The organism is Pontibacter liquoris (assembly GCF_022758235.1).
Taxonomy (GTDB): domain Bacteria; phylum Bacteroidota; class Bacteroidia; order Cytophagales; family Hymenobacteraceae; genus Pontibacter; species Pontibacter liquoris.
This window is the reverse complement of the sequence record NZ_JALEBG010000001.1, coordinates 458,226-473,429: the sequence shown is the minus strand read 5'-3', so window position 1 is coordinate 473,429 and position 15,204 is coordinate 458,226. Positions and strand designations below refer to the sequence as shown.

The 15,204-nt window shown below is 52.5% G+C and carries 10 protein-coding genes; 1 reads left to right on the top strand and 9 read right to left on the bottom strand.

The genetic code is table 11. From position 1 onward, the window contains the following. Nucleotides 1-1,356 (top strand): sensor histidine kinase, encoded by a 1,356-nt coding sequence (locus LWL52_RS01955; RefSeq protein ID WP_242916443.1) that lies wholly within the window; start codon nt 1-3, stop codon nt 1,354-1,356. A 64-nt stretch (nt 1,357-1,420) separates the two neighbouring features. Here LWL52_RS01955 and LWL52_RS01950 read toward each other — a convergent pair whose 3' ends face one another. The 9 genes from LWL52_RS01950 to LWL52_RS01910 form a co-directional block, all read right to left on the bottom strand. Next, a complete protein-coding gene (locus LWL52_RS01950; RefSeq protein ID WP_242916442.1) occupies nt 1,421-1,855 on the bottom strand; it encodes a response regulator in 435 nt (144 codons plus the stop codon). A gap of 330 nt (nt 1,856-2,185) precedes the next feature. Next, on the bottom strand, nt 2,186-3,274 hold the full coding sequence (locus tag LWL52_RS01945; RefSeq protein ID WP_242916441.1) for a hypothetical protein: 1,089 nt from the start codon (nt 3,272-3,274) through the stop codon (nt 2,186-2,188). 277 nt (nt 3,275-3,551) lie between these two features. Further along, nucleotides 3,552-4,553 carry a Gfo/Idh/MocA family protein gene (locus LWL52_RS01940; RefSeq protein WP_242916440.1) on the bottom strand — a complete coding sequence of 334 codons (1,002 nt, stop codon included), beginning with the start codon at nt 4,551-4,553 and terminating at the stop codon, nt 3,552-3,554. A gap of 174 nt (nt 4,554-4,727) precedes the next feature. Then, on the bottom strand, nt 4,728-7,034 hold the full coding sequence (locus tag LWL52_RS01935; RefSeq protein ID WP_255748243.1) for a GH92 family glycosyl hydrolase: 2,307 nt from the start codon (nt 7,032-7,034) through the stop codon (nt 4,728-4,730). A gap of 332 nt (nt 7,035-7,366) precedes the next feature. Beyond that, complete coding sequence (locus LWL52_RS01930) at nt 7,367-8,392, bottom strand: LacI family DNA-binding transcriptional regulator (RefSeq protein ID WP_242916439.1); 1,026 nt, start codon at nt 8,390-8,392, stop codon at nt 7,367-7,369. Between the two features lie 257 nt (nt 8,393-8,649). Beyond that, complete coding sequence (locus LWL52_RS01925; protein WP_242916438.1) at nt 8,650-9,669, bottom strand: glycoside hydrolase family 43 protein; 1,020 nt, start codon at nt 9,667-9,669, stop codon at nt 8,650-8,652. Between the two features lie 52 nt (nt 9,670-9,721). Then, on the bottom strand, nt 9,722-12,202 hold the full coding sequence (locus LWL52_RS01920; RefSeq protein ID WP_242916437.1) for a glutaminase family protein: 2,481 nt from the start codon (nt 12,200-12,202) through the stop codon (nt 9,722-9,724). Between the two features lie 196 nt (nt 12,203-12,398). After that, complete coding sequence (locus tag LWL52_RS01915; RefSeq protein ID WP_242916436.1) at nt 12,399-13,142, bottom strand: 3-keto-disaccharide hydrolase; 744 nt, start codon at nt 13,140-13,142, stop codon at nt 12,399-12,401. Nucleotides 13,143-13,230: 88 nt separating this feature from the next. Further along, complete coding sequence (locus LWL52_RS01910; protein WP_242920629.1) at nt 13,231-15,183, bottom strand: hypothetical protein; 1,953 nt, start codon at nt 15,181-15,183, stop codon at nt 13,231-13,233. Between the last annotated feature and the right edge of the window lie 21 nt (nt 15,184-15,204).

The window sequence follows — 15,204 nt, the reverse complement described above, 5'->3', positions numbered from 1 at the left end:
ATGCTGCGCCCCATCCTGAAATTTTCGATTGCCAACGAACTGGATATTGTGCTGGCTTACCGGCGGGCCATTCAGCTTTCGGAAAGGCTGGGCATTGCCATGGCCAACCAGACAAAATTCTCGACAGCCGTGTCGGAGATCTGCCGGAACGTGGTGGAGTATGTGGGCAACGGAGTTATCCAGTTTAACCTGGTAGAGGATGCCGGTTACCACTACCTGGAGGCGTTGGTAACAGACAGAGGACGTGGCATTGGCAACCTTGATTTTATACTTAACCAGGCCGAAAACCTGAAAAGCGGCAGCCGGGGCACGGGTATACTGAACGCCCGCAAACTGGTAGACCAGTTCAGCATTACCTCCGACACCGACAAGGGCACCAAAGTCATGCTCCGCCGCAAATTACCGGCAAAGGCACCGGGCCTTACCAAAGCCCTGCTCGACCAATGGACAATCGAGTTTAACCAGGAAGTCAATATCTCGCCTTATGCCGAAATCAAAAGGCAGAACATCAACCTGCTGGAAATACTCGAACAACTGCGCATCCGCAACCTGGAGGCCGAACAGCGCTTACAGGAAATCCGGCGGCTGAACGGCCAGCTGCAGCAATCCAACAACGAGATTGGCGAGCTGCTGATTGAGCGCGACATCAAAAACAAGCTACTCCAGAAGATAAACAACAACCTGGACGCTTTCGCCCATACTGTTACCCACGATTTGCGTTCGCCGCTGCAGAACATCACCGGCCTGGCCGATGCCCTTGCCTCCACGATCGAGAACCAGAACTACGCTGAGGCCGTTAGCCTTTTGCCCTTGCTGCGCGGCCAGACACAGAAAATGGAGAACCTCATCACCGGTATACTTTCTCTCTCGCTGGCAGGGCACCGGAACGTAGAAAAGGTATATGTGGCCGTGGCCACACTCGTAGAACAGGTCATTGCCTCGCTCATCGTACCCTACAACTGTAAGATCATCATCTCCCCTAACCTGCCCGAGCTGTTTACCCAGGAAATTAACCTGCACCAGGTGTTCAGCAACCTGCTGGTAAACGCCATCAAGTATAATGATAACCCAAATGGCGGCGAGATCAGGATATTATTTGAGAAACACCCTGACAGGCTCCTTTTTTCGGTGCAGGACAATGGCCCGGGCATCCCAGCCGAACACCAGGCCCATATTTTTGAGATGTTTAACAGAGGCAGTAACTATTCCCGCTCCGATAGCTCAGGGCTTGGTCTGGCCATTGTTAAGAAAGTTGTCACGGAACGGGGCGGTAATGTATGGGTTGAATCGCAGGGCCGCGGCTCCAAATTCTCTTTTACCTGGCCGGTGGAGGATCTGGTGCCAGACGAAGTATAAAATCGGTTATAGAAGAAGTTTAACAAGAAAGGCTGCCGGGATGGGCAGCCTTTCTTGTTAAAACTTAAAGTTTGGCAGGAAAATATTCCCGCATAATCTCCCGCACGTCGTGCTTGGTAAGTGCTTTGGAAAAATGCTGCTTCACGCGCTTAAAGGTTTTCAATTTCTCCAGGTCATAAAAACTGGCTGAAGACGTCAACATCAGGATCACCACATGATTGCCGTTGTCCAGCCCCTGCTTCTGGTATTCCTCTAAAAAAGAGAAGCCATCCATCACAGGCATTTTAATATCCAGGAAGATCAGGTCAGGGAAACGCGGGGCTCCCTCGCCGCCTGTCACAGCCTTTTTCAAATAGTCCAGGGCTTCTTTTCCATTGCCAACTACCAGAATATCCTTGGCAACACTCATTTCGTTCAGCAGGCGCTGGTTCAGGTAGTTGGTAGTCGTATCATCATCCACCAGCATCACCAGGTCTAGTGCCATTCCGTAGTTATCCATCCGCAATTTATCAGGCTTGAAACAAGTATGAGTGGGAGTAATTACAGTTTTTGCTTGTACGAAACTCCCTTTTGTTTATCGATTACAAATATCCGATTTGTTAGAGAATAATCCAATAAAGTATTTCCCATTAGGGCCTTTAATTGCCCTTTTTACAAACAGGTATACTTATACGGCATTTCGCTACGCAGGTGGCGGCGTACAAAAAAAGATACGTGTTATCGCTACAATCCCGGCTGAAATTAAACAAATAGCAGCGGGGCCATACGCTTGTTTTCAAAGGGCGGCACAGCAACCAGCCGGCTGCTGTGCCGCCCTTGCGGGCCGGAACTAAAACTTGACAGCCAACCCGACGTTGATGGCATAATCAGAGAAAGCCGCGTCGCCCTGCACATAGTTGCCGGTTGTGGCGGTGTTCTCTTTATCGGTAACACTTTGCAGGCGATTCCTTTTCAGGGCAACCGGCACAGTAGTAAAAAGAGTTAAGCGGTGGGTCATGTAGCTTACGCCGGGCTCCAGCGATTGGATATAGCCCGGCCGGCGGAATCCTTCGCTGCTGCCGAGCACATCTTTTACCGGCACGCCCTCCATTCTGGCTCCCACGGAGGCTGCCAGCCCTTTGAGCTTTCCGGCAAACGTATGGCTTACACCCAGCCGGGCCATATACTGGTCCGGCACACTCATAATGGCTTCGTTGGCTAACATGGGCGACAGGGTTTCGCGATAGGTGCGGGTGCCATTGGTGCCGCGCGGATTTACGAGGTAATACAGGTTTGCGTAAGCGCTGAAATTACTGTTCAAAGTATAAAAGCTGTTGAGTTCCGTAATCGCTCCCACTCCCCCATCGCCCAGCTGTATCGACTGGTCTACCGGGCGCTGTTCTGTGCCTCCGTCCGGGCCAACATTGTAGAAGGTATCCTCAGCCTTAAAGTTGCCGGTAGGCAGCTTTATGCCCAGGCCCAGCTGCAGATTGCCCCTGGTTACCTTTGCCGGGTCCAGCAGCCATTTATACCCTACAATGCGGGCATCGCCAATGCCGGCAGAGTTGCTGTTATGTCTTTCCTTGCGGCCGTGCTCATACAGCGAAGACCGCTTGTTAACCAACACCGGAAGCCCGACACTCAGCGACCATTTGTTATCGAATTGCCGGATCAGGGTCAGATCCAGGCTATGTTGCCAGTTAATTACTTCGGTATGCTTCTCGAGGCGTTCTTTTTGTTCTTCATCACCTTTAAAGTGCCGGAACGATTTAAAATAGCGGTGCGACACGTTGAGTTGCCAACCCTTCGCGGTTTCGTCTCCGGCCGGGTGCTCCATGGTGCACGACATGCCATTGCTCCTGATGGCCACACAACCCTGGGCGTAGGCCTGGCTGTAGCCTGCAAAGCAAACGACAGCAGCTAGTAGAAATTTCTTCATCAACGGTAAGATTATAGGTTTGAAAACAGGCAGGAAGCGCAGCAGTTAAATCGCTGCTTCTTTATGGAAAGATAAACTTTCTACTATTAAAAATAAAAATATTCTTATTACTGTTTAAACATATTTACAGCGCTGCCTCGCCAACATATAGCCGTTACACTTTAACAGGAGCTGCACTGCCCGATAAATTAAAAAGGAAGGATTTGAAAAGCGTTTGCAAAGGCGCCGGATAAAGCCCCTTGCTGCAGAAAATCAGGCGGTTTATACTTGCGGCACCTTAGTTTCCCGCCGGTTCATAGGTTTCTTTTCCTGTAAAAGCATCCAGCAGCCGCATTACTACTACAGCCTCTGCGGCAGGGCATGGATTGGGGTTTCTGTTCAGAAAATAGCCCACCACCTTTTCGATCATGGGTTGCTGCACGTAAGTGGGGCGCTGAAAGGGGTAAGTAGTTTTCTGCCCGTTTTGCCACAAGGTGATATCCGTCTCGCCAAAGCAGGAAAAAGTGAGCTTGCCTTTCGTGCCGGTTATCGTGATGGTGTCGGTTGTTTCTTCGGGCGGCACGCCAAAATGCCAGAGCCCTTGAAACTGCACACCACTTTTAAACTGGATCAGGCCGCTCACAAAATCATCAACTTCCGCCGTTTGTCGTTGGTTTGCTGAAAAACCCGATGCCCGGGCTATCTCTCCGAAATAATATACCATCAGGTCGAGTTGGTGAGGTGCCAGGTCGTGGAATAAACCTCCTCCGGAGATAGCGGGGTCAAGACGCCAGTTCGTTTCCGTGGTAGCCACCAGTAACGGTTGCAGCGGTTGCAACAGGCGCGACTCGGCAAAAAGCGGCTGGCCTATACTTCCGTTCTCCAGCAATTCCTTAATTTTCAGGAAGGCCGGCTGTGCACGCCGGTAATGGGCAATCACGAGCTTGCCGGTACTTTCGGCCGCCTGGGCCAATATCCGGCGGGCGCCATCGGCGGCAAGCGTCATGGGTTTTTCGAGGTATACATGCTTGCCGGCCGCCAGCGCCGCCAGGGTATAGGCCTCGTGCGAAGCAGGGGGTGTGGCCACATATACGGCATTGATGTCCGGGTCGTGGAGCAGTTCTTCTGCCTGGCTATACCATTTGGGCACCTGGTGGCGCGCGGCAAAGTCGGCGGCCAGGGCTGCATCACGGCGCATTACGGCTACCAGCTTCGAATCAGCTACCTGCTGAAAAGCCGGTCCGCTTTTGCGCTCGACCACATCCCCACAGCCAATAATGCCCCATCTGATCTCTTCCATATGCTTGTTCTGTTCAGGTCAGAAATATACTATTGTTTGGCGTAGCGGAAAGCGTTTAACTGCGCTGACGCCCGGAAGCGAAGTATGCCCGCATCCTGGTACACTTAAAAACAAAAGGTGTTACGCAACTGCCGCCAGTACGTAACACCTTTTGTTTGCTTTAATCCCGTGCGTTTACTTTTGGGAGATCTGCTTCTCCTCGGAAGAGAAGGAATAAGGAACCGCCTCCGGCTGCGTGCCGCGCTTTTTATCCGGCTCGGCGCCCATTTCAAAGCGCAGCTTTCCTCCCCGCTGAATATCCTCCTGGGTGATATAGTTCTTATCCAAACGTTTTCCGTTCAGCTTTGCTGCCTGTATGTATAGGTTGTTGGCGTTGTTTTTGGGCGCCTCAATCACAAACTCCTTTCCGTTCTCGAGCTTAATAGTGGTCTTCCGGAATAAGGGTGCCCCGATCACATACTGGTTTACAGCCGGCGTAACCGGGTAAAAGCCCATGGCAGAGAACACGTACCAGGCAGAGGTCTGCCCGTTGTCCTCGTCGCCGCAATAGCCATCCGGTGTTGCTTTGTACATGCGGTCCATGGTCTGGCGTACCCAATACTGCGCTTTCCAGGGCTCCCCGGCATAGTTGTAGAGGTAGATCATGTGCTGGATGGGCTGGTTGCCATGCGCATACTGCCCCATGTTGGCTATCTGCATTTCCCGTATCTCGTGGATCACTCCGCCATAGTAGCTGTCGTCAAAAACAGGCGGCAGCGAGAAAACAGAGTCAAGCTTGGCTACAAAGCGTTGTTTGCCGCCCATCAGTCCGATCAGCCCTTCCACATCATGGAAAACCGACCAGCTGTAATGCCAGCTATTGCCTTCTGTAAACGCATCGCCCCATTTAAACGGATTAAAGGGCGACTGGAAACTGCCATCTTTGTTCTTGCCGCGCATCAGGCCGGTGGCCGGGTCGAAGAGGTGACGGTAGTTCTGGCTGCGCCGGGCGTAAAGGTCCAGCTCCTGCTGCGGCCGCTTCAGGGCTTTTGCCAGCTGGTAAATGGCAAAGTCATCGTAAGCATATTCCAGCGTGCGGGCAGCGCTCTCGTTTATCTTGACATCATACGGCACGTAGCCCAGTTCTTTGTAATAGCTGGCGCCGGCACGCCCTACGGCGGTCATCGGGCCTTCATTATTGGCGCCATGCAAAAGCGCTTCGTAGAGGGTGTTAATATCATAGCCCCGCAGCCCTTTGATGTAAGCATCGGCTACCACCGAGGCGGAATTGTTGCCAACCATGATGTCGGCATAGCCAGGGCTGGACCACTCGGGTAACCAACCGCCTTCTTTGTAATCGTTGAGCAGGCCTTCCTGCATTTCCTTGTTTATACTTGGGTAAGCCAGGTTCAGGAACGGATACAGGGCCCGGAAAGTGTCCCAGAAGCCGGTGCCGGCAAACATGTAGCCCGGCAGCGTTTTGCCGTTGTAAGGGCTGTAGTGCACGATCTGATTACTGGCATCCAGCTCATACATTTTGTGCGGGAAAAACAGTGTACGGTACAGGCAGGAGTAAAAAGTGCGCTGCTGCTCGGTGGTACCACCCTCCACTTTTATGCGGCTCATTGCTTTGTGCCAGGTGTCGCGGGCTTTCTGTTTAGTGGCCTCGAAATCGTCGGTGGCCAGTTCCCTTTTTAGGTTCAGTTCGGCCTGCTCAAAACTGATAAAGGAAGAAGCAACCCGGAGGCCTACTTTTTCGCCTTTTGTTGTTTTAAAACCGATAATAGCGCCGGCATGATCAGCCTGCATCTCCAGGGTATTCTTTACCAGGGCCGCATTGCGCCAGGTATGAGCCACACTGAAAGGCTTGTCGATGTAAATGACAAAATAGTTCTTGAAGTTGGGCAATGGTCCCCGGGCATACTTGGTGGTGTAGCCGATGATCTTTTGTTCCTTGGGCAGCACCTTCACGTAAGAGCCTTTGTCGAGCGCATCCAGCACAATATAGGAGCTATCGGATTTAGGGTAGGTGAAGCGGAACTGGGCAGCGCGCTCGGTTGGCGTTATCTCGGCGGTAATATCATGGTCGGCCAGGTACACGCTATAGTAGTAAGGCTTTGCCACTTCCGATTTATGCGAAAACCAGCTGGCCCGATCGTCTTCGTTAAAGCGGAGCTTGCCGGTCAGAGGCATTAGGGCAAACTGGCCGTAGTCGTTCATCCACGGCGAAGGTTGGTGGGTTTGCTTAAAGCCGCGTATCTTGTCGGCAGTATAAGTATAGGCCCATCCGTCGCCCATCTTGCCTGTCTGTGGCGTCCAGAAGTTCATGCCCCACGGCACTGCGATAGCCGGGTAGGTATTGCCATTCGAGAGACTCGGTTTGGAGTCGGTGCCCATCAGGGGGTTTACCAGTTCCTCGGGGGCAAAGGCGTTGGAAACTCCCTGCGCCGGCGCCTGCGTGTACATTAAAAGCCCCAACAGCGCAATGAACGTCTTTTTCATAGTATAATACTTCATTTTGTATTAAAATAACTAAAACGATTTAGCATAAACAATCGAAAAAATCCGGCCTTTGGAAAGATAATGTGGCAACGCACCAATCTCTAAAATCCCGAGAACATCTTTCATTTATACTTATATTGTATCGAAAACACGCGCCGCCTCTTTCGTCGCGCAGGTACGCTCTTTTCTACATTCCTAAAGTATAGCAATATTCATTAGCATCAAAATAATAATCCCCCTCCTACTGCCGGACCGGGAGCAAATTGATATCCGGCACAAAGGTTTGTTGCCAGGCTATACTGCCGCTGTTTACCGGGCTCCCAAGGCATGCGTTATACTTTGCCGGGGCAGGATGACTCCCGGATACGCAACGTGGCAGGAAGCACCACCTCCTGTACTTTCGTATGCTGCGCCGGTTTGTCCAGGGCGCTTAACATGAGCTGGATGATCTGCTTAGAAATTTCTGCCACGGGCTGCGAAACAGCCGTAATAGGCGGGCTGTAGAGCCTGAAAAGGTCCAGGTCATCGAAGGCTACCACTCCCAGGTCAGCAGGAATGCTTAAGTTGAGCTTTTTGATCGCCTGCAAGCCCCAGATACCAATATAGTTGGTGCCAAAGAACACGGCATCCACTTCCGGATGCTTTTTCAGAAAGGCGGCTATGGCAGCGATGTTCTTTTCAGGTGCATCATCAAAGGCCAGCTTTTTTACAAACGGTTTCAGCCCATGGGCCGCGATGGCTTTCTTGTAGCCGCGCAAACGATCAGCCATTTGCACCTGGTCCGAACGCAGGGTAACGAAAGCAATATTGCGGAAACCCTGACTGATGAGGTGGTTGGTGCCATTGTAGGTGCTGTTCAGGTTATCGATCACCACAGAGTTCAGCTTCAGTGTGGGAATGATACGGTCAGCCAGGACCACCGGGAAATTATCTGCTACCAGTTCTGCAATGTCTTCTTCCACGCCTTCGGGCGGCGTAATAATATAGCCGTCTATGAGCCTGTCGCGAAACATCCTGATCAGCTCATGGGTCTTTTCGGCGTTGTTTTCGGTACTGCAGTAGAGGATTCTATATCCTTTTTTATGGGCTTCTTCTTCTATCAGGCGGGCCACCTGGGCAAAAAAGCCGTTCGAGATATCTTCCACCATCAAGGCAATGATGCCCGACTTACCTGTCCGGAGCCCCTGCGCGATCGAATTCGGTTTAAAGCCCACCTGCTCCACAAAGTCGAGCACCTTTTTTGTTAAGCTTTCACTTATACGTTTCTCTTTGGCTTTGCCATTAAGTATAAAGGAAACAGTGGTGATGGAAATGCCGAGTTCTTTCCCAATATCCCGTATCGAAAGCTTTTTAGCCATTCTTTAATTTCGCGTTGATTTGTTTTAACCTGCCTGCCAACCTTGCAGCGCAGGATAGCGTACCGGAGTGCTGCTGGTAAGCAAATAGCATTTTTCAGGCACCGCTTCCGGCAAAATCAAAGATAGGTTTTTTCATGCATACTATCCTTATTGCACTTCTGCCGCACTAAAGATGAGCAGGGCACCCGCAGCCCTGCCTGGCTTTTTATTCAAAAGACAGGCAGGTAGACTGTTAAAATTTCTGGATACCTTGTTCTTTACCGGAGCGGTTGGGCCGACACTCCTTCGTTTGTGATCTTCACCGGGTTGATGTAACCGTTCTCATCAAAAGACATCATGTCGATACAGGTTACCCGGTAGTTATGATCTGTTCCACCCAATGGTCTGCGGTGGTAGACGATATACCACAGGTCTTTCTTTGCATCATGCATCACGGAATTATGGCCGGCACCTGTTGCCACCTGCGGGTCCTGCTCCAGGATGGTCGCCACCCGTTTAAAAGGACCCATGGGCGAATCGCTGATGGCATAGGCTACCTTGTAATTAGGGCCTCCCCAGCCGCCTTCCGACCACATGAAATAATACTTACCGTCCTTTTTGAACATAAAAGGACCTTCTACATACTTCTCCGGCGTGATCTCTTTAAAGGTACTGCCATCCGGGAAAGGTATGAAACCGGTGAAATCATCTTTTAGCCGGGCTATGTTACAATGGCCCCAGCCTCCGTAGATCATGTAATAGGTGCCGTCGGTATCTTTAAAGACAAACTGATCGATAGGCTGGGCCTTGTTATAAATTTCCCCGATCAGTGGTTTGCCAAGAAGGTCTTTAAAAGGCCCCTCGGGCTTATCTGCTACCGCTACGCCAATCCCTCCTACTTCGCCTTCGTGCACATCGTTGGCACTGAAGAACAGGTAGTATTTGGCATCTTTTTCCACGATGGCGGGAGCCCACATGGCCCGTTTTGCCCATTTTACACTTGCTGTATCCAGGATCTGCTCATGCTTGGTCCAGTTCACCAGATCCGGCGAAGAGAAGGCATTGAAAAACACCTGCTGCTCATAAGGAGCCGAGAAGGTAGGATATACCCAGTACGTGTTTCCGAAAATGGCGCCTTCCGGGTCGGCATACCAGCCCGGGAAAATAGGATTGCCGGTCGTAGCGTTCGCTGTGCTTTTGGTCTGCGTTGCTACGGGTACGTTGTTTTGTGGTACCTGCCGGCCACATGCCTGCAGAAGGGCACCCGCGAACAGGAAATAAAGAACCACCTTTTTCATAATGCTTTCGTTTTTGTAAAATACCGCCGGTATGCTACCAGGCCTAGTTGTATTACTTGATCGCAGGCTTTTCCTGCCACTTTTTTTCCAGCAGCTTCATAAAATAGCCGCCCACCACCGAGCGGGCCTGGAAGCCAACCGATTTGCCATCCGTGGTTTCATGCCAGTCGCTGATAGGAATCCGGCTGGATGTTTCGGTGGCATACTTCCATACCGGCTGCAGCAGGGCCTGGAAGTCGTTTTCGTTGTCGGCCAGGGTGGCGGTCCAGATGATCCAGTCTGATTTTGTGTAGGTTTTGCGGCTATCGAGCGGCAGGCCATAGGTGTTTTGCTTTGTCAGGTAATAGCGAACTTCCTGCTCCCGCACCGATGCCGGAAATATGTTCAGGTCCAGCACTTTGTCCCACACCAGGTTATACTTCTGGCTCCAGGTATCCTCTTTTCCAAAGGCCAGGGCGTAATGGTCGCCGGCATCGGCCAGCTGCATCCATTTCTGCGCCATTTGCCTGGCCAGGTCGGTATATTTCTGCTCCGTATCCTTTTCACCGAGCATGCCGGCCAGTTTACCGTATGTAGCCAACGCCTCGATGGCTTTTACCGAAAGGTTCGCATTGCGGGCCAGATGCCCGGCGAAGTCGTCGGTGGAGAGTTGGTTGGCCGGGTCAAAGCCGCTTTCTTGCAGGTATTCGGCCCAGGTAGTCAGGGTTTTCCAGTGCTTGCGGGCATAGTTGGCGTTGCCTTCGGCCCGGGCAAGAGCCCCCGTGAGCAGCAGCATATTGCCTGCTTCTTCTACCGGCATGTCTTCGCCGTAGGTCTGCCCATTGGCGATCGGGTACGTGCCCAGGTCATGCGCTGGAAAAGGCTTTTGCCACCGGCCGCTCTCGCTGTAGTAAAAGATACCGTTCATCATACCCTCCAGCAGCACCGGATTATAGATCAGAAAGAGCGGGGCTGAAGGATAGGTGATATCGACTGTGTTGATAGAGCCGTTGCTGAAATTCTCTTTTGAAAGGAACAGCAGCTCGCCACCGGGGCTCTTTACCAACGTATGGGCGGCCACCGCCTGCCGGTAAGCCAGCTCGCACAGCTCGGCATATTCTTTACCGCCGGCTTTCAGGGCATTCTGATAAAGCTGCCCGTCAAACGCCTCGCATTTTTGAATTACTTTTTTATACTTGCTAGCGGCCTGCGCCAGTTCTTTTTCGATGGTTTGGGTCGTATCCTGTTTCCACCAGGGCCGTAGGTTTTGGTTAAAGTACTGCACGGCATACTGCGCATCATAGCCCAGCAGAAACACCTGCTCTTTGGTTTTACTGCCTACTTTGCCCAGGGGCACCATCGTGCTCAATACCAGATTTTTACCTGCTTTCAGAGCGGTGGGAGCCGGTGTTTCGGGCGAGGTAAAAGGTAAAAGTGCCTGCGGTGCCTCCGAAACATACTGCACCGGTTTTGCCGCTGCAGGCACAGCCACATACATGTAGCCCCAGTCTATGCGCACGTTATCGCCCTTCTTTTGCAGGACAGGCTGCTGCTGGGTACCCGCTTTCAGGATAGCCAGTTTACCGGCGGTATACTGCTGGGCGGTAACTTCCTGCTCCTGCGTATTGACGGCCACGTTGGTCGAAGCGCCAAAATACAGCTGCACGTCGTGCTTTGCCTTGTCGTTTGATTTTGCTTTGAAAGAGACATACGACACCGGCCTGGCCAGCAGTTCCAGATCCTGCAGCAGCAGCGGCGAGGTGAATGTAACCGTCACATCAACGCTGCCACATACATAGTTATAGATAGTTTGGGTCGCGTTCAGTTGCACGCTTTTCTGCAGGCCCGTTAAAACTGGGCGCTTCTGCTGATCGGGCGCGTCGGTGAGCAGGCCGGCGTCCAGCCATTGCCCGCCGGCCGTGTTGGCACAATGGATGGCCAGCACGTTTTTGCCCTTTTTAAGATTATTTACAAGTGCCTGATGGAGTGGGATGAATTCAAACTCGTTGTTCCATCCGTTTCGGGTATAGATCTGCTCCCCGTTCAGGTAAACCTCTACGTTGTCATCATGGCGCAATTTGAGGTATAGCTTCTCAAAATCAGGCTGGTCAAAGCTGAAGGTTCTTCTGACCCAGATATCCTCGCTCTTCCAGCGTGTTTTTGCCTTTGCCGGATCATCCCCGATCGGCGCACTGCCTGTTTTCCAGCTGCTGTCGTCATACTGCGGGTTCATCCAGCCGGGGGCCGGGGCCGTTTCGGTGTACTGGAAACCATAGGTTTCTTCCTCCGAAGAGGGCAGCAGGGTCCGGTACGCTTTCGGCTGCCGGCCTAGTATACGGTATACGGTTCCATCCACTTTTACCATCCCCACTAACGCCTGTTCGGCGCCGGTCCAGTGCCTGGTAACAGCGCTGTTAAGCGTATCGCCAAACGACCAGATACTGAAATACGGGTCGTGGGTGATGAGCGGATAGGCAGGCGCCCGCAACTCCTGGCCCAACGCAAAAGGCAAGGACAGGCAGCAGGCATAAAGCAACAACAGGATCTTTTTCATGAAGCAGCGGTTTTAGTGGTTTCGTAAACGATACATCAAACCAGAGAACCTGCCGCGTTATGCACAGCAGGTTCTCTCAGCCTGTAACAGCCAGGAGCAACAGGCTCTGCAGCCTACTTCCTGGAAATTATACCTGCAGCCCGCCTTCTTTTCTAACCATTCTCACACTAGCGAAAAAAAGCTGGCCGCAGGATACTTATAAAGGTCGGATCTTGATGTTTTTGAACCATACTTTGTCGCCATGGTCCTGCAGGGCAATATACCCGCTCTTGTACTGGCCGTACTCAGGCATGCTGGCAAACTTGCTTCCTTTCACCAGGGCTTCCCACTCCGGGCTCCACAAATTATATTCCACTACTTTTTTGCCATTCAGGTACTGTTCCACATGGCCGTCTTTCACCACCAGGCGCACGGTATTGTACTCTCCTACGGGCTTCACTGCCGGGGTTGCCAGCGGGTGCATGTCGTAGTTGGTACCGGCTTGCCGGTTGTTGTTCTTGCCTTGTTTAGCATCCGGGTGCCGCTCGTCGTCTATGATCTGCATTTCAGGGCCGGTCTGCCAGGTATACTTAAACTTGGGATCTTCGGACACATGAAAGAAAATACCGCTGTTGCCGCCTTCCGAAATCTTCCAGTCCAGCATCAGCTCAAAGTTCTCATATTCCTTTTTAGAGATGATGTCGCCTCCCTGGCCACCTACCAGCGCAATTGCGCCGTCTTCTACCTGCCAGGCAGCGGGTGCATTCTCTTTATGAAACCCACGCCAATGTTCCAGGCTGGTTCCGTCGAAAAGCAGCACCCAGCCGGCAGCCTTTTCGGCTTTCGTTAAGGTATTATCCGCTTTGCCGGTGGCGCTGCCTCCTTTGGTGGCACAGGCACTCACCGCAAGTACAGCAACCAGCAACAGCATCAGGCCCGTTACTTTGTTTATCTGGATCATCTTTTAAGTATAAGCGTCAAAAATCAATTTTCATTTACAGGCCCGGCCACATACCAGGCAACAGCCCGTTTACTCCCGGCTGATTTCCTTATTTGGATTCGTTCAGCGAGTTTATCCACAGGGCGATCTTCATCGCATCGGCTTTGGGTACCTGCGGCATAGGCGGCATTTCTGTCGCATAATCAGGCCAGTTTTGCGGGTTCGGGTTGTGGATCAGCTCCACGATCTTCTGGGCAGTGTATTTGCGTTTAGCCACTTCGGTGTAGGCCGGCCCGATCTGCTTTTTAGTAGGATTATGGCAGGCAAGGCAAGTATACTTGGCCAGAAGACCTTTTACTTCGGCATAAGCAGGCGCCTTTGCTGGTGCTTTGGCAGTTGCTTTAGCTGCCGGTTTAGCAGGGGCCGCGTTGCTGGCAGCTGCCTTCGTCTGCTTTGTGCCGGCAGCCGCACTTTTTACGTTTGATGCTTTAGCCTTACCGGTCTTCAGTTCGCTGAGCGGCAGCTTCTGCCCTTCCGGAATATTGTTCAAAGTATAGTAGGCCGTTGGATGCACCAGCGAGTAGCTGTTGTCTCTTTCCCGAACGCCATCCAGGGTAATGTTGTGGATGTAGTAGCGGCGCAGGTTTTCCACCACGATGCGGGCCTTCATACCATCCGGAGACACTTTCACGCCTTTTACCGTGCACTCTTCCGTGTTAACCGGCGGGCTGCCGTAAACAGGGTGGTACTTGTAGATGAAGCTGGATACGTTATAAGAAGCAATGTTCTCGGCCGACTTGATATCGACCGGTTTGGTAAATTCTATTTCAAAGCCATCCGGCATAGCCCGTACAGCACGCATTTCAAATGGTACGCTGTTGTTCCAGACCAGGCGCTGCAGGCCCTGGTTCTCATCACCGGCAGAGCCCCATCCGCGGTTCGTTTCGCCTACAAACAAGGAGCCATCCTTGGCCCATGCCATGCGGAGCACACCCGACTGAAAGCCGCTTCGGAACATGAAAGAAGCGCCCTGGTACTCGCCCTTCACTTTCTCCAGGAACACCCGGGAGATAATGCTCATCCCCTGGTCGCCTACCAGCACCTGTCCGCCAAATGGGCCGAAGTTCTCTTTAGGTATCTCGATAGGTTCTGAGTTGGAAATGCCTAGGATGCCATGGGGCAGCCATACGGCAGGCAACTGAATTTGGGGCAGTTTTTCGCGGGCTTCGAACAAGGTTTTAAAGTCTTCGTCTACCACGTTCTCGGGTTTGATATAGCGGCCCTCGGCATTTTTGTTCTCCCGTGGGTCCACTACGGCATACAGCTGCTCCATGGTGAGTTTCACAGGCGAATTAGGCTGTCCTGCCCAACGCAAGCCGGCCGGATGGCCGGTAAAGGCGCCTTTGCCCACGTGCCAGAGACCACCCGATCCCATCCAGTCGCCCTGGTTTTCGGTATAGAACACCTGGCCATCAATGATGCCCAGGCCTGCCGGAGAACGCATACCCGTTGCCCAGGGCTGCATCTGGCCTTTTCCATTGATGTTCATGATCCACCCGCGCCACGGCACCCGGCTTTCGCCGCGGTACCACTGCTCATCGCCAAACGCCACGTTCGCCGAAACAAAGAAAGTGCCGTCCGGGGCGATCTTGGGGCCAAAGCTATACTCGTGGTAGTGGCCGGATAAAGGCCATTCGTACACTGTTTCGTATACATCGGCTTTGCCATCCTTGTTGGTATCCTCCAGGCGGGTTAACTCACCGCGCTGGGCGCAGTACAGTGAGCCATCTTTGTAGGCCAGCCCCAAGATCTCGTGCAGGCCGGTAGCAAACTTGCGGAAGTATGGCCGCGGGCTGGTCGGGTTTTCGGCAATGTATACCTCCCCGCGACGGGTGGAAATCCCCAGGTCGCCGTTCGGCAGCCTCACCATGCCACCAACTTCGAGCAAAACGCCTTCGGGAATGCTGACCCCTGTTATCCGGAAAAAGTCTTCTTCTTTAGGCGACTCCTGTGCCAGGGCGGCGGTACTCAGCCCGGCCATTACAGCGGTAACAAACATCATTTGCCGGGCTGCACCAGCTAA